Here is a 15,383-nt window from a genome sequence, read left to right on the forward strand (position 1 = left end):
CCGCTGTGCTGGCAGGTTGAAACGCGCAGTGGAATGCGCGTTTCATGCGTCACTATTTAGTTTTTACGTATTGCTCTTGGCCGTCTGCCGCCAGGCGTCGAAGTTTTTCTGATCTTCGGAACCATCGAAATCCATATTGTCCCGGCCGGAAACGATGTGGTAATAGTCGAGAACGGCAGCAAGCGGATCGAAGCCTTCGGCGGTTGGATCTACACCGGGGTTGAAACAATTGCCCTGATAGATTTGCTGCACCGGCAACCAGGCCTGGACGTACTTTTCAGGCTCGTCATCGAAGATATGCTTGCAGCCATCGGAGCAGGTGTGGTACTTGTCGCCCTTGTAATCTGTCTCGCGATAGCAGATTTTGGTGGGGTCATCCGGCTCGGTAAAGAACATTGGGATCTGGCAAACTTGGCACAGCATCGGCAACGTCTTGCTGTAGAAGCGTTTCCCCTGCGCGGCCTGCTCCCCCCAATACTCAAGGCGTGGCCGGTAATACTTATCGAAGGTGTCTGGATATTTCTCTGACAGCCAATCCATCTCTTCCTTGCCAGGCAACCAGGTATGGAAGCCCGCTGCGGCACCAAATTGGTAAAAGGTGGCCCAGGTTTGATGGGAGACGTGTTCTTTTTCAATCTTGGTTTGTTCCCAGCACTTGGGCACCGTAATCCCATAGCGCGCCAGATCCTTGAACAGCGCACCGACGCTTTCCTCAAAATACAATTCCCATGATTCTTTCCAGCTCATGACGCGCTTGGGCAGCATGTAGTCCATCATCATGGCGACAATGGACAACAGGCGAATGCCGCGCCAGGTCCACTTTTCGATCCAACGCTGCACGATGGGCAGGTTATCCGGGTCCTGCTCAAGCATGAATTTGATGATTTCGAGACCGAGCGTCATGTGCCGCGCCTCGTCCGACTGCGCCGAGAATCCAAAAGTCGTTGCGGCCATATCGCCGTTATAAGCAGCGCCAGAAATGAACGGCACGAATAGCAGGTTGGTCAGTACGTATTCGAACGAAAAACTGATCGAGGTCAAAAATTCGAATGGCCCCGAGGTAAAGGCATCCTCGCCGAACGACTTCGGTACCGACAGATACCAGACGCGGTCGTTCATGTGACGGAAGTCGTGAAAGCCGTTGTAATGCTTGTTGTAGTTCGACATCGAGTGGACTTGCGTCTGGAAGTGCCGCAACTCGTCGATCGCCTGCATCTGACAGGCCACCCGCGCACCGGCACCACGGAGCTGGCGTCCGATGTGCGAATACGCCCGATGCGCCATGTATTCAAGCGGCGTAACCGCCGTAATAAATATCTTTAACGCATTGATATAGCGCGCGTCCGTGATGCCGAGATGCCCGTTGTTCTGATTAAAGGCGTCGATGATCGCGTACAACTTGCGCTCTTTTTCTGCCTGATATTTCCAGTACGCCTCCATCGTCAAGCGGAACGGGTCTTCCCATTTGTCCCAGTCGTGGATTTTGATGCCTTCAAATTTATCGTAAGGAAAGACCTTATCCATTGGCTGATAAGTAGTCTCCCAATCAAGGCCGCGAGTCATGAGCGCATAGCGCTCCTTGAGGCCCAGTTTCTGTTTCACTTTCATGTCCATCTGCTTGTCTCCTCTATCTCTAAATTTGGCGTCAATGCTTCCAGCTCAGACGGAATTCGTCGTCGGTCTCATTGATATTTCCCGTCAGGGAGATCAAATTAACGTGCAATTCTTGTAAATCGAAATCGCGGCCCATCTTGTCCTCGATAGTCACGCGCCTGATCGTCAAACTGCCTGGTGAATCAATGCGGACCATGGCCGGCTGTTCGTTGACAGTGGCAGCGTCGTTGTCCTGCAAAATCGCCTCAACGATGTTGCGGGTGTCTTCGTTGGTCTGAAAAATAATGAATACGTTGGACATTGCCTCTCCTTAGAGTGTTAGGCCGAACTTGATCGCACGGGTATTGAACTCTTTCACCAGCTCTGTCATTACCCCGTCGGCTTTTTCACCCAGTGCCAGTGCGGCAATCGGTGCCAGTGCGGTAATGGCGCGGTCACGGTAGGTTTTAGTCCAGCCGGACAACAGTTGCTGGTTCTCGGTGGATTCGCCGGCTGCGATTTTGAGCGTGGCATTGACCCACTTGCTAGTCTCGGCGTACCACTCGCTTTGAAAGCGCGTGAGCATCGACATCACGGGCCCTGCTTGTGCCGACAGCGCGCTATCGAAGTGTTGATATATCAGCGGATAGAGCAAGCCGTTGAGCACCAGGTTCTGCGCGATGAAGAGTTCAAACCAGTCCTTCAGGACGAACGTGTCTTCGACGTAGTGGCGCAGTTCCTGCCACTGCGCTTCGACCAGCCATGCCTGCTTGGCGGTATCCAGCGCTGCCACGTCATCGAGCAACAGGCCGACGCGCGTCATGTATTGCGCCATGCCCAGGTGATCCATCGCATTAAACAGACAGGGCTGGGTGATCGCCGCACCATAACCGTAGGCGCACATCGACGCGTTATTCATGTTGGCGCCCCACTCGACGTGGCGTAGCGGTAGCAGCACTTCAAGCGCGAGCTCTTTCGCCGCCGCAGGGTAGCTAGCGGCCAAACCGCGTGTCTCGACGAAATCGAAGTCACCCTCGGCGGTCTCCTGCATGCGGGCGCGCGCCAGCGTGTAGTTGCCGTAGTAGAACTGGCGTGGATCCTTGAAGGCATACCAATCGTTCATCTTCAGGGCGGTTCGCGTTGCGTCGTATATGTCGTGTTTTGGATCCCACAGCGGACGATAGTGAAAATTCGCGTCGGACTGAACGTCGAGTGTCGCCTCTTGATAGCGTGAGGCAGGCTTGTCGCTACCGATGCGCGCCGCAATACTGTCGAACGTTTGGCGCAAGGGTGTGATACTCACAGTGCGAAGATCTAAATGCATTTTCTGACTCCTCCTTTATATGACCGGCTGAATGTGTGCCGGATGGATTACTTGTTACTTGAAACGCTGTCGCGGGCTCTATGCAGACTCCAGCCCCATTGGGAATTTTCCTCACCCCCTTCCACTGCAACCTGCAACGACGATATTTCATCGAGTGTCGTCACGTGGTTCGCCGCACTGAATTCTTCAAAGGCTTTTACCGGCAGTAGCATTTCAACGTAGAGTTCAGGCTCGCCGACTGCAAATTCGAACTCGACCATGCCGTTCTTTTTCAGCTCGATCACACGCACAAACTTGCGTGTCGTATCAAAATTGTTCCGTTCCATTTATCTCGCCTCGTTGTTGCTTGCAACCTGTAGGAGCAAGCACCGTGCCTGAAAAGGGATCACCTGAATATTTGCCTTGAAATCGCTATATTTGCGCGGTGCATCATTACTTTCCGCGCAAGTTACCTAGCTAATCGGACACTGAATTTCAGGAATAAAAGGCAGGAATTCACCCGGACCGAATATCCTTTTCGGTGCTATGAAAATGGAAGGCTAGCTCAGTGCAAGCTTGTGAAAATGGCGCATAACCGGGAGTTCGGCAGTATTAGTACAGGCTCGGACGCATCGGTCTGTTGGGTAAGAATGCGTCGTTTCAATTGGCGACAATTTGCTGCGTCGCAATATTAAAAACCAGCTTTGATCAGAATGAATGAAATGATCAATTCGCCAAATCCGCATCGATCAAATCATCAATTAATTCCGACATTGCTATAAAATCTCGAGATTAATAAATACTGTCAGTTTTTAAAAATCATCAGAGCCCATGAAAAAACAAGGGGCCATTGGAGAGACAATGATCAAATATCCGGAAAACCTGGACTTGCGCCGCTTGGTGCACTTTTCTGCTGACAACGGCACCATCTGGCTGGGCGAAAATCGCATGCTGCTGCTCCACGCTGCAGCCTTGTCCAGCTTGCGTAAAGAACTGATTAATTCGGTAGGGCGTGAGCACACCCGCCGCATTTTCACTCGCATGGGCTACGCGTCCGGTACGCGGGACGCCGAGCTTGCCAAGAAAATTCGTGGTGGCCAGAATCCCATCGATGCCTTTGTTGTCGGCCCGCAGTTGCACATGCTCGAAGGTAGCGTCCAGGTCACACCGCTGACGGTCGAGATGGATATTCCAACCGGCAAGTTCCATGGAGAGTTTCGCTGGGATAACTCATGGGAAGCGGAAGCCCATGTCAAAGAATTCGGCCCACAGCAAGATCCCGTCTGCTGGATGTTGCTCGGTTACGCTTCCGGCTACACCTCGGCTTTCATGGGGCGCTTCGTGTTGTTCCAGGAAGTGGAATGCACTGCGTGCGGGTCGGCTCATTGCATGATCACCGGCAAGCCGGTTGAGGAGTGGCCCGATGCCGCCGAACATACTCGCTATTTCGAGGACGACGCAATCGTCTCGCGCCTACTCGAACTCACCACCCAGGTTGATATGCTCCGTTCCTCACTTGAGCAACAGCGACAGATCGAGAGCATGATTGGCAGTTCGCCAGCATTCCAGCGCGCCTATGACCTCGTTACAAAAGCAGCGGCAACCAGCGTTACCGTGTTGCTCACCGGTGAAACGGGTGTCGGCAAGGAGCGTTTTGCCCGCGCACTGCACCAGACCAGCTCGCGTGCGAATGGTCCATTCATCGCCGTCAACTGCGCTGCGCTGCCGCACGACCTGGTGGAATCCGAACTGTTCGGCGTTGAGAAAGGCGCTTATACCGGCGCGCATGCTACCCGCATAGGAAAATTTGAACGGGCCGAAGGCGGCACGCTATTCCTGGACGAAATCGGTGAGCTACCGCTGGCAGCACAAGCCAAGATATTACGGGTGTTGCAGGAAGGCGAGATTGAACGCCTGGGCGACGACAAGACACGTAAGGTAAACGTTCGCATCGTCGCTGCCACCAATGTCGAACTGCAGGCGGCAGTAAAGAATGGAAAGTTTCGTGCAGACCTGTTTTACCGTCTGAATGTGTATCCAATTGTCATTCCGCCATTACGTGAGCGTACGCTCGATATCCCGCCGATGGTGACTGCAATGATGGAAAAATTTAACGCGCTCCACAACAAACGGGCAGCCGGTATCACAGACAAGGCATTGAAGGCACTCACGACCTATCAATGGCCTGGCAACGTCCGCGAACTGGAGAATATGATTGAACGGGGGATCATCCTCGCGCCGCAAGATGGCTGGATTGAACTCGACCATCTGTTCCCCAGCTTGAATGTCACCGATGATCTGGATGCGAGCATCAGCGATTCAGGCGGCTTGGAAGAGAAACGTCCGCTCTTGCAAGCACGCTTATGCGACGCTTTTCTTGCGGCAGGCCTGTCGCTCGATGAAGCCGAAACAATGCTGCTCACCGAGGCGGTCGATCGATCTTCCGGCAACCTCGCAGGTGCCGCACGCATGTTAGGGCTGACACGCCCACAACTCACCTACCGGCTGAAGCGCAACCAAGACGCCAACATGCCCAAGGAGTGACGACAGATGTTGCATTCACAAAAATTTACCACGCCCTTTTCCGAAGTTGATACGCCACCACGAACGCTGGTTGAAAGCGCCTATCGACAGGTCCGCAGCGACATCGTCTGCGGTCGCCTGGCGCCAGGTGAAAAGCTGCGAGTGGAACACCTGAAAGATCAGTATGGTATCGGTGCCGGCACCCTGCGCGAGGCGCTCGCACTACTACTATCGGATGCGCTCGTCATCAGCGAAGGCCAACGCGGCTTTCACGTCGCACCGATCTCACTCAACGACATCAAGGACATTACCGATACCCGGGTGCTGTTGGAAACGGAAGCACTGCGCCAATCGATCAAGGCTGGTGACGATGAATGGGAAGCCGGCCTAATCGCCTCCTTCCATAAACTCGGCAAAATTGACGAAAGGCTTGGCAGCCGCGCCAGCCACCTCATCCGTGAATGGGAAGAGCGCAACCGCAACTTCCACCAAGCACTGATTGCAGCCTGCGACTCACGCTGGCTACGCTACCTGATTGGCTTACTCTATCGGCAGTCGGAACGATACCGTCACTTAGCAATTTCCGCCCCCACAATGCCGCGCGACGTGCACGCGGAACACACATTGATTTTTGAGGCTACGTTAAAACGCGACGTCAAGCGGGCCAGTCGTGCACTTGAACAACACATCCGCCTGACCTTTGATTCAATTCGGCTGATGCTACCTGAGCTCAACGGCAAGTCATAATCGCCACGCGAAAATAGGGTTCCGTCGTATTAACCGCATCAAGGGGCTGCTTCGGTTATGCTGATTGCTTTTCAAAAACTTACGTAGCCTGTCTGATAACGCGTTCATAATTGCACTATCAATTGAGGCGAGCTAGCCAGTTCCTGCTTTCGCCATCCGTAAAATGCACATAAAAGGATTTATAGTCATGTAACCGACCTCCCCCGATCGCGTAAAGGTGGAGTCAAGATTTGCAATGACTTAACGCACAGGAGGCTGGCATGAACAAGTTAGGCGGATTAGACCTGCACTCGAACAACAATGTGGTGGTGGTTAGTGATGAGGCGCATCGGATCGGATATGGCGAGGCTAAAAAATATGGAGGAATTGTTCAAAGGACGACGTTTTGAGTAAGAGATAATCATTCTGTGCGTTCGCTGGTATTTGCGATGCAAGCTTTCTTGTCGCGACTTGGCCGAGATGATGAAAGAGCGCGGATTGGCGATGAGTCATACAACGATCATGCGTCGGTATGTGAAGATTCGCGGCCGGTGGGTGTATCTATATCGTGCGGTTGATCGTGAGGGGATTACCGTCGATTTCCGTTTGAGCCCAAAACGGAATGTGGCTGCGGCAAAAGCGTTCTTGCGTAAGGCGATCAAGACACAAGCCCGCGCACCGACAAGCATCACGCTTGATGGTTATGCAGCATAGCACCGGGCGCCCGGCCATCATTCGGACAAGGCACTGCGCCTGCCGGTCAGGAACCAGGTATGTAACTCGCCTATCCCCTTCGCATCAATGATGCCGCGCTCCTCGAACACGAATGGCTCATCTAACAACCGCCGGGTGGCTTCCGTCACCTGTACGCGTCCGGGTACGCCGTGCGATTCCATCCGGCTGGCGGTGTTTACGGCTTCACTCCACAAATCGTAGATGAACTTGCGCTTGCCGATAACGCCGGCCACCACCGCGCCACTGTTGATGCCGATGCGCAGCTGCAAGCTGACGCCGTAGCGCTGATTGAAGCGGTCCAGCGCCTCTATCATGTCCAGTGCCATGTGCGCCGCCCGTGCCGCGTGATCGGCTGCCGGCACCGGCAGTCCTGCGGCAGCCATGTAGGCATCGCCAATGGTCTTGATTTTTTCGAGGCTGCGATGGTCGGCAATGGTGTCAAAGTCGGTGAATATCTCATTCAGCATGGCCACCAGTCGCTCGGCGCTCATGCCTGCAGAAAAGCGAGTGAATTCAACGATGTCCGCGAACAACACAGTCACTTCGGGGAAACTGTCTGCAATGATTTCAGCGGGGCTATCGGCCGTGAGGTCGGGACGCGCCTTCAAGCGCTCGGCAATCGGGTAGGGTAGGAGGTTGAGCAGCAGCCTCTCCGACACCTTCTGCTCCGCCACGATCTTATCGTAGAGGCTCTTGATTTCGTCCCTCTGGCGACAGATCAACTCATGACTTGCCTGCAATTCCACATTCTTCCGCACAATCTCGGCCTCGGCGCGCTTCTTCTCGGTGATGTTACGGCCTTCGGCAAGCAGAAACACTATCTTGCCGTTCTGGTCTTTAATAGGCAGGAGCGAGAAATCGACCATGATCGTCTCCTCGCCAGCGCCTTGACCGTAATTTTCTACGTCGCAGCGCATGAACTCTCCCTGGCCTGCTCGTCGAATGAAGTCCCGCGCGCAGTCCTGGGTCTCTTTCGAGACCGTCCACCAGCGGGCCTCCCAAAAGGGTTTTCCCTGAATATCATCCAACTGGATACCAGCCCCTTCTAGCGCCGACCTATTGATCTCGAGCGTCATACCGTTCGCGTCCAGCAGGCCAACGAACTGATACATCTCATCCAGCACAATGCGCGCGAGCTTCTCACGGTAGGTCTGGAGATTGTCGGTCGCGCAGAGCGTAACATCGCGGACGTGAAGCGCCACGGAGTCCGAAAATAGCTGACGATTGATGGTCGGCATGGTTCACCTAGAGTCTGTCGGAAAATGGGTGTATAAGAAATTTTATGATGTCACGATTAAAATCTTGGTGCAATTTCTGCGTTTAAATAGCACGAATAACTCAGAAATCTATTTCTCACGCTCTGTAGGCGTCCAATCAAGTCTCAGTTCCGGAAGTCCGACAGCCCCGTAGGCGACGGCATCGAACCGAATCGCGCTCACCTCAAATGTTCAGCCCCTTGAGCCGCTCGATCCAAGCCTGGTGTTTCAAAATGATTGACACGGTCCGAATACGGCCGCGCAACCTGCTCTCGAGGCCGAGCTGACCGACCTCGGATTCATGTTTTTTATAGGTTACGGCTGCGATGGAGATGGGGCGTGGCCGAAAGAAGTCAGCGTCCTTGTGCTTGGGATCGATTTCGAAACCGCCAAGGCGATTGCGATCCGGTACGGCCAGAATGCGTTTTTGTTCGCGGCCGATGATGCTGTGCCGAGGTTGATTCTGAACGAATAAGTGACGTTCAATTTGTACTGCACGGTCAATGACCTGATCGCATCGCTCGTGAATGGCTGCATGATGTCTGCACCGACAGCCCGGTATCGACCCACAGCTGCCGTCGGACGCAGCATGAGGTGAATGGCAGCGTTGAGGGTTTAACGGTCATTCGCAGCACCATCGCCAGCCGGTACGTCTCCCCTCAGCAGGTCGGCGTGACGTATCCGAAACTCTGTGTGCAAAGCGGGTTAGAACTCAAAGCCCGATGTTGAAGCGCGTCGGGTATGTTTGGGAGCGGTGCGTCTTCTGGCCGTACTAGGGGTAATCGGATGCGGCGTTCCAGGGCACGGGCGATTTTACACCCGCCGAATGCCACAGGGGTCATCCGATCGCTGCACGCCATTTCTCGAGTGCCGGCATGATGTACTCGGCACGCTGGAATCCGCGCGTCACGAGCGCGTATTCATTGTTCTGCGCGTTCCCGGCGATCAAGGTCGGGAAGCCTCCGACTCCGGCGCTCTGAGAGATGGCGAAATCCTGTGCAGTCTCCTGCGTAGCGGCATCGCTTAGCAGTTCGGCGCGGAACGAATCCGCCTCAAAGCCAAGTTCAGCGGCGAGCTCCGTCAGTTCGTCGGGATCCGTCACGTCGCGGTTGCCGGCGTAAAACGCTGCATGGATCCGACGCAGTCCTGCGAGCGCCGACGCCATGTCCCGACGGCGCATCACTACGACCGCGCGACAGGCCGGTTCGGTGTCGTAGACAAACCCATCGCGCGCGAAAAACGCGTAGTCGAAGGGCTGCCCGGAGGCATCGTGCACATGTTCCCAATGCGTCCGGATCTCGGCCTTGCCAGCGTCGGTCAGCGGCTCCACTGTCCCCGGGCGGAGTCCACCCAGCACGAGCCGGATCGACAGCTCGGCGCCGAAGCGCTTCTCGATCGCCTCGATGACCGGGGAGAACCCATAACACCACGAACACATCGGGTCGGCGAAATAGAGCAGGTACGGACTAGGCATGGCCGGTATCTCATGTGTTTACAAGGGCTAGGCGCCCCTTGATTTTTACCGAACGTTCTATTATTCAATGGTACCAAGTCATCAAGGTCAACTGCCACCTCATGTCACGCAACCGCACCATCGACGACGACATCGTGCTCGAACGGGCCACGGCGGTCTTCTGGCGCCGCGGTTACGCGGCCACCTCGATGCGCGACCTGTCGGAGGCAACTGGCCTTGGCGCCGCCGCGCTCTATCACCGTTTCACCGACAAAGATCGGCTGTTTGTCGCGGCATTGCGCCACTACGCCGACGAGGGGCTGGTCGAGCGTCTGGCTCGGTTTTCGGCCGTGGCCGATCCGATAGACGCGATCGCCAGCTTTCTAGATGAGCTAATCGACATGTCGGTCACCGACCCCGATCGGCGGGGCTGCCTTCTCGTGAACACCGCGCTCGACGGCGCCGCGATCTCACAGGCGGCGCGCGATCTGGTGCGCCAAAGGCTCGGCGAGGTGGAGGCATTCTTTCACGCCCAACTCCGGCGCGCCCGCGACGCCCGCCGTATCGAGCCGGAAGTCGATCCCGGCCCGGCGGCGGAGGCGCTGCTCGGCACCGTGCTAGCCATTCGTGTACTCGCGCGCCTCGATCCCGAACGCGGTCGGCTTCGGCGTCTGGCCGACAGCGCTCTCACCTCACTCATCCCCAAACGAAAGGCTCGCTTCCGATGATCGATCTGTACTACTGGACCACGCCAAACGGGCACAAGGTCACCATTTTCCTCGAGGAAACCAGGCTGCCCTATCGCATCATTCCCGTGAACATCAGCACCGGCGAACAGTTTCAGCCGGAGTTCCTGGCAATCGCGCCGAACAACCGTATCCCCGCCATCGTCGATACCGAGCCCGCCGACGGCGGTCCGCCGCTGAGCCTCTTCGAGTCGGGCGCCATCCTGCAGCACCTCGCCGAGAAGACCGGCCGATTCCTGCCGGACGATCTCCGCGGCCGTGCCGAGGTGATGCAGTGGGTCTTCTGGCAGATGGGCGGACTCGGTCCCATGGCGGGGCAGAACCATCACTTCGTGCAATACGCACCCGAGCGCATCCCGTACGCGATGACCCGCTCCGTCAACGAGACCAACCGCCTGTACGGCGTGCTGAACAAGCGTCTCGCGGACCACGAATTCATCGCGGGCGACTACTCGATCGCCGACATGGCCTCCTACCCATGGATCGTGCCGTACGAGCGCCAGCAGCAGAACCTCGACGACTTCCCGCATCTCAAGCGCTGGTTCCTCGCCATCGGGGAGCGACCGGCAGTGCAGCGCGCCTACGATCTGGCGCGCTCGATCAACCAAGTACCGGTGGTCTCTGAGCAGTCTCGTGACCTACTGTTCAACCAGCGCGCTGGAGAGCCGGTATGAGCACCGGAATCCGTCTTTATGACCTCGCCGGCGCCGATGAGCGGGTGCGCTTCAGCCCCAATTGCTGGCGCGTCCGCCTTGCCCTTGCGCACAAGCAGCTGCCGGTGGAGACGGTCCCCTGGCGTTTCACCGAGAAGGATGCGATCGCCTTCTCCGATCGGCGGGCTGCAACCGCTGAACAGCACGCTGGCGCGGCAGGAATTTCTTGCCGGCGGCACGCCCAACTAGGCCGATCATATCACTTTCGGCGCCTTCCAATGGGCGAGGGTGACCAGCCCGACGCCGCTGTTCGCCTCTGACGAGCCGGTCGCCGCATGGTGCGCGCGGATGCTCGACGCCTATGACGGTCTTGCGCGCGCGACCCCGGCCGCCGCCTGAACCCCACCCCGACACCAAAGGATCTAACGTTGGATACCACCAGCAAGCTGCATCCAGGCCAGAAGTTCACCCCTGAGACTTTCAAGTGCCTCGACGGGGGGGACTACACGTTCGGCGCCCCCGGACAATGGCAGGCGTTGTTCGTCTTTCGCGGACAGCACTGTCCGATCTGCAAGGCATATCTCGGAAAGATCGAGGCGCAGCGCGGCAGATTCGAGAAGCTAGGAATCTCCGTCGCGGCCGTCTCCGCCGACAGCGAAGCTCAGACACGCCTGACCGACGCCGCCAGCAGCCTCACATTCCCGCTGCTCTACGGCATGGATGTCGCGGCGATGCAGCGCCTCGGGCTGTATGTCTCCGAGCCGCGTTCAGCGCAGGAGACCGATCACCGCTTTCCCGAGCCCGCCCTGCTGGTCGTCAATGCCGACGGTATCCTGCAGATCGTCGACATCGCCAACGCCCCCTTCGTGCGGCCGGAGCTCGATGCGCTGCTGGGCGGGCTTGGCTTCGTGATCGAGAACAACTATCCGATCAGGGGGACGCATCGATGAGCCGACTCACCGGCATCCGCGCCTGCGTCTTCGACGCCTATGGCACGGTATTCGACTTCGCGTCCGCCGCGGCACGCTGCCAGGACATCCCGGAACACCATCGTGCGGCGCTGACAACACTCTGGCGCGACAAGCAGCTTCAATACACCTGGCTGCGGGCGCTGCAGGGCCGCTATGTCGATTTCTGGCAGGTCACCGGCGATAGCCTGGATTTTGCCCTCGACAGCCTGGACATCCACACAACCGGGTTGCGCGAGCGGTTGATGGAGTTGTATCGCACGCTCGCCGTCTTCCCAGAGGTGCCCGACGTGCAGCGCACCCTACGCGCGGCCGGCTTCGCCACCGCCATCCTTTCCAACGGATCGCCGGCGATGCTTGCCGCCGCCGTCTCGGGCGCCGGACTCGCCGGATCGTTCGATGCGGTGCTGTCGGTCGATGCAGTCGGCACATACAAGACCCACCCCAAGGTCTATCAATACGCGTTGGACCAGCTCGGCGTGCCCGCGTCGGCGGTGTCGTTCCAATCCTCCAACGCGTGGGATGCGCACGCCGCCTCGGATTTCGGTATGCGGGTGGTGTGGTGCAACCGCTACCACCAGCGCCGTGAGCGGTTGCCGGGTGCGCCGGATCACGAGATCAGTACCCTGGCCGAGTTGCCTGAACTGCTCGCGCCCGGCGGCTGAGTCGTTCGCCTTTACCGCAAAGCGTGATCGCAGAACATTGCCCGTCGTGCGCCGCCCGGTGGACGGCCGCGCCGAGCCGGTGCTTCGGATTTCGCTCGACTCTTGGAGTGAATTGCGCGGCGTCATCTCGTGCCTGTCCATTGTTGGAGACCGCGCCAAAGCGCGGCCCTCGACGGTTCGGTAGGCGTAGACCTCGGCAAATTTGTCTACAGCATGAACGAAGAGGCTGGACAGGCGGACAACACGGCGGCAGAATGTCAGCCGACCAAGCGCCCTGGTTCGCAGAAGAGAAGCAAGACGGCAGAACTGCGCATCGATCGCGAATGCGTCATCGAACCAATCGAATCAATTCATGAACGTGCAACGTTACCGCAGGATCGCCACCGAGGGCGCGTTGCTCGGTAGCCTGAAGGGGGCTGCACATCGGCGCCAACAGCCATTGGAGTCGACAATCTGAGTCGGGATGTTTGAGGTAGAGGCTGCCATTTGATTTTTAATCATTTTGCTACTTCCTCCACAACATTTGTTGCCCTTGCACTGGCAAGTCGATAGCGCTCCGAAAGTGCGTCATAGAGGGGCGGTGCAAAAAAACGTGAGACCCGACTGGCGATCAACGCGGTTGCCATCAGCGAAATCACCAGCGCGTGGCCGTCAATCATTTCCATCACGATCACGAAAGCGGTGATCGGCGATTGCGTCACCGCCGCCAGATAACCGACCATCGCCAACGCAATCAGCATCGGCAACGAGGTGTGATCGAATAGCAGGTGCAGCAGGTTGCCAAAGCCGGCACCTATCGACAGCGAGGGTGCAAAAATACCACCAGGAACACCGGGCAAATACGAGCCTACCATCGATGCCATTTTCAACAATGGATACAGCACTGGCAGATGCCCGCCCGCCAGCAAACTCTTGGCCTCGGCATAACCGCTGCCGAAGGTCGCACCGGCCGCAACGACCCCTATCAGCGCTACGACCAATCCACACAAGGCGCCAAACACCACCGGACGGTCATGTCGCAGATCTTGCAACCTGGCCGGTATCCAACGTTGGGTATTGAGCAGCAACCAGCAAAAAATCCCGCCGGCAATGCCGCACACGATACCGGTTACGACGACGGCCAATGCCAGCATGTCGGTCAGCCCGCCGACAATCTGAATGGTGCCAAAGTAGGTGTAGTTGCCATTCAAGCCAAGCGCGACGATACCAGCAAAAATAATCACGGTAATCACCACACCACTGGCGCGATGCTCAAAACTGCGGGTCAGTTCTTCAATCCCAAACACAATCCCGGCCAGCGGCGTATTGAATGCCGCCGACAGACCGGCTGCCGCGCCCGCCAGAATCAGCCGCCGTTCCAGCGCGGCACTGGCACGCGGATACAAGCGGCGCAGATTGAACATCAAGGAGGCCCCCACCTGCACCGTCGGGCCTTCGCGTCCAATAGTAAAGCCGCCTACAATGGCCAAGAAGGAAATGGCAATTTTGCCGACCAATATTTTGAGCGATAGCATGGCATGGCCACGTTCGGTTGTATTTTCTTCCAGCGCCGCGATGACTTGCGGAATACCGCTCCCTTCCGCACCTGGGGAAAAGCGCCGCGTCAGCCACACACAAAGTGCGCCAGCTGCCGGCGTGATGATGAGCGGCAGCCAGAAATGGGTCTGCTCAATCGCGCGAAAAACCCCGAACCCGGCATCGATCAGGCGCGCATATAACACCGCCACCAGTCCGACCATTACCGCACCCAACCACAGGATGCCGTATTTACGCCACGCTCGACGTACATGGCGACGCGTCTGACCAAAAATATTCGATGGGAGAAGATTCATTTATTTGAGCGCGAAGATATGATTAAGACTTATCGGTGCAACATTATTGCGACTGCGCCGACGCCGGATTTCTGTGAAATCCCGAAATGCGTCCTTCGCGAATGCGTCAAAACGGCAGAGGCGGAATATGACACGGTCGCGTTGCTAACTGCGGCTGATCCGTTTTGGATAGTCAGGCTTATAGGGGGCGTAGTCCCCGCTGTCACGTGTGTTGGCATCGCCGACACCGCAGCCTGTGCCGTCGACGAGGGCGCAGACGCGATGCCTGACGTCATTGGCGGAACTGGCGAGCATCTTTTTCTGTTCTGGTGGCAATTCCTGATACCGTTTCCACTGCGCCCACCTTTGACCTGGCTTCATCTTCGCGCGCGCATAGTTCTCGCGCGCAATGCGGCGCTGCTTCGGTGTCAAGTTGACCCAGTCATGCATGCGTTTCTGCACCCGTTGTTGCGCATCCGGTTTCATCGAGGAATACCGATCGGCGATTTTCAGCCATTTCTGCTTGCGTATTGATGCGAGCATGTCCCAGTCGGCGTTGAGCGGCATCAGGACTTGTCGTTGCGCTGGGCTCAGTTCAGTCCAGAGCGGTTGGTCCGACGTTTTCAAGACGGGCTTGACAACGTCGGCCTTAACCCGGGCAATGGACGGGGTGACCTTCGCCGATGCAGGCGAATTGTTGACCGCGGGTGCGGTGGGAATCGCACTGAACCATGCCGCGCCAGCGAAGACGAGCAAGCCCAGAACGGCACCCGCCACTGCCAGCTTTGCACCTACGCGGATGCGCGCCATGATTTGCCCTCGTTTCGCAGGTAAGCGTTGACGCCGTGACCCCGGCGTGCAGCGGTCGGTGCGGCCCCATGATCCGGGTTTTCATGCAGTGCATTGGGCACCTGGTAAGAGAAATTGAGATCGTCGGTGTTCATAAGTTAC

General features: G+C 57.2%; 15 protein-coding genes and 3 pseudogenes. 10 read left to right on the forward strand and 8 right to left on the reverse strand.

Annotated features, from left to right (window positions below):
- Positions 1 to 63: 63 nt before the first annotated feature.
- The 4 genes from AC3CHX_RS30975 to AC3CHX_RS30990 are packed head-to-tail and all read right to left on the reverse strand — an operon-like array spanning position 64 to position 3,243.
- Positions 64 to 1,614: an aromatic/alkene/methane monooxygenase hydroxylase/oxygenase subunit alpha gene (locus AC3CHX_RS30975; protein ID WP_488645342.1), complete on the reverse strand. Its 1,551-nt coding sequence runs from the start codon at positions 1,612 to 1,614 to the stop codon at positions 64 to 66.
- 31 nt (positions 1,615 to 1,645) lie between these two features.
- The gene (locus tag AC3CHX_RS30980) at positions 1,646 to 1,915 is read right to left on the reverse strand and encodes an MmoB/DmpM family protein (RefSeq protein WP_488645343.1); all 270 of its coding nucleotides are present in this window, start codon (positions 1,913 to 1,915) and stop codon (positions 1,646 to 1,648) included.
- A gap of 9 nt (positions 1,916 to 1,924) precedes the next feature.
- Entirely contained in the window at positions 1,925 to 2,917 is a 993-nt protein-coding gene (locus AC3CHX_RS30985; protein WP_488645344.1) for an aromatic/alkene monooxygenase hydroxylase subunit beta, read from the reverse strand.
- 47 nt (positions 2,918 to 2,964) lie between these two features.
- Positions 2,965 to 3,243: a phenol hydroxylase subunit gene (locus AC3CHX_RS30990; protein ID WP_488645345.1), complete on the reverse strand. Its 279-nt coding sequence runs from the start codon at positions 3,241 to 3,243 to the stop codon at positions 2,965 to 2,967.
- A gap of 514 nt (positions 3,244 to 3,757) precedes the next feature.
- Here AC3CHX_RS30990 and AC3CHX_RS30995 point away from each other — a divergent pair.
- From AC3CHX_RS30995 to AC3CHX_RS31010, 4 genes and pseudogenes are all read left to right on the forward strand, one after another.
- Positions 3,758 to 5,440: a sigma 54-interacting transcriptional regulator gene (locus AC3CHX_RS30995; protein ID WP_488645346.1), complete on the forward strand. Its 1,683-nt coding sequence runs from the start codon at positions 3,758 to 3,760 to the stop codon at positions 5,438 to 5,440.
- Between the two features lie 6 nt (positions 5,441 to 5,446).
- Positions 5,447 to 6,166: an FCD domain-containing protein gene (locus AC3CHX_RS31000; protein WP_488645347.1), complete on the forward strand. Its 720-nt coding sequence runs from the start codon at positions 5,447 to 5,449 to the stop codon at positions 6,164 to 6,166.
- A gap of 260 nt (positions 6,167 to 6,426) precedes the next feature.
- On the forward strand, positions 6,427 to 6,555 hold the full coding sequence (locus AC3CHX_RS31005) for a hypothetical protein (RefSeq protein WP_488645348.1): 129 nt from the start codon (positions 6,427 to 6,429) through the stop codon (positions 6,553 to 6,555).
- 7 nt (positions 6,556 to 6,562) lie between these two features.
- Positions 6,563 to 6,856 (forward strand): annotated as a pseudogene (locus tag AC3CHX_RS31010) (DDE-type integrase/transposase/recombinase); the annotation flags it as partial.
- 20 nt (positions 6,857 to 6,876) lie between these two features.
- Here the strand turns inward: AC3CHX_RS31010 and AC3CHX_RS31015 are convergent.
- Positions 6,877 to 8,118 carry an adenylate/guanylate cyclase domain-containing protein gene (locus AC3CHX_RS31015; RefSeq protein WP_488645349.1) on the reverse strand — a complete coding sequence of 414 codons (1,242 nt, stop codon included), beginning with the start codon at positions 8,116 to 8,118 and terminating at the stop codon, positions 6,877 to 6,879.
- A 280-nt stretch (positions 8,119 to 8,398) separates the two neighbouring features.
- Here AC3CHX_RS31015 and AC3CHX_RS31020 point away from each other — a divergent pair.
- Positions 8,399 to 8,611, forward strand: a pseudogene (locus AC3CHX_RS31020) (DUF3293 domain-containing protein); the annotation flags it as partial.
- Between the two features lie 363 nt (positions 8,612 to 8,974).
- Here AC3CHX_RS31020 and AC3CHX_RS31025 read toward each other — a convergent pair.
- Entirely contained in the window at positions 8,975 to 9,610 is a 636-nt protein-coding gene (locus AC3CHX_RS31025) for a DsbA family protein (protein ID WP_488645350.1), read from the reverse strand.
- Between the two features lie 38 nt (positions 9,611 to 9,648).
- Between AC3CHX_RS31025 and AC3CHX_RS31030 the strand changes: the two genes are divergently transcribed.
- The 5 genes and pseudogenes from AC3CHX_RS31030 to AC3CHX_RS31050 all read left to right on the forward strand — a co-directional run bounded on the left by AC3CHX_RS31030 (position 9,649) and on the right by AC3CHX_RS31050 (position 12,621).
- The gene (locus tag AC3CHX_RS31030) at positions 9,649 to 10,317 is read left to right on the forward strand and encodes a TetR/AcrR family transcriptional regulator (protein ID WP_488645351.1); all 669 of its coding nucleotides are present in this window, start codon (positions 9,649 to 9,651) and stop codon (positions 10,315 to 10,317) included.
- Entirely contained in the window at positions 10,314 to 11,009 is a 696-nt protein-coding gene (locus tag AC3CHX_RS31035; protein WP_488645352.1) for a glutathione S-transferase N-terminal domain-containing protein, read from the forward strand. The genes AC3CHX_RS31030 and AC3CHX_RS31035 overlap by 4 nt, the downstream gene beginning before the upstream one ends.
- A pseudogene (locus AC3CHX_RS31040) lies at positions 11,006 to 11,387 on the forward strand (glutathione S-transferase N-terminal domain-containing protein). The gene AC3CHX_RS31035 and the pseudogene AC3CHX_RS31040 overlap by 4 nt, the downstream one beginning before the upstream one ends.
- A gap of 29 nt (positions 11,388 to 11,416) precedes the next feature.
- On the forward strand, positions 11,417 to 11,938 hold the full coding sequence (locus AC3CHX_RS31045) for a redoxin domain-containing protein (protein WP_488645353.1): 522 nt from the start codon (positions 11,417 to 11,419) through the stop codon (positions 11,936 to 11,938).
- On the forward strand, positions 11,935 to 12,621 hold the full coding sequence (locus tag AC3CHX_RS31050; RefSeq protein ID WP_488645354.1) for a haloacid dehalogenase type II: 687 nt from the start codon (positions 11,935 to 11,937) through the stop codon (positions 12,619 to 12,621). The genes AC3CHX_RS31045 and AC3CHX_RS31050 overlap by 4 nt, the downstream gene beginning before the upstream one ends.
- Positions 12,622 to 13,118: 497 nt before the next feature.
- Here the strand turns inward: AC3CHX_RS31050 and AC3CHX_RS31055 are convergent, their stop codons facing one another.
- Together AC3CHX_RS31055 and AC3CHX_RS31060 are read right to left on the reverse strand one after the other, a co-directional pair.
- Positions 13,119 to 14,453, reverse strand: coding sequence for a chloride channel protein (locus tag AC3CHX_RS31055; RefSeq protein WP_488645355.1), 1,335 nt, complete (start codon positions 14,451 to 14,453; stop codon positions 13,119 to 13,121).
- Positions 14,454 to 14,597: 144 nt separating this feature from the next.
- Positions 14,598 to 15,242 (reverse strand): DUF3106 domain-containing protein, encoded by a 645-nt coding sequence (locus AC3CHX_RS31060; RefSeq protein ID WP_488645356.1) that lies wholly within the window; start codon positions 15,240 to 15,242, stop codon positions 14,598 to 14,600.
- Between the last annotated feature and the right edge of the window lie 141 nt (positions 15,243 to 15,383).

The organism is Glaciimonas sp. OK215, from assembly GCF_057787885.1.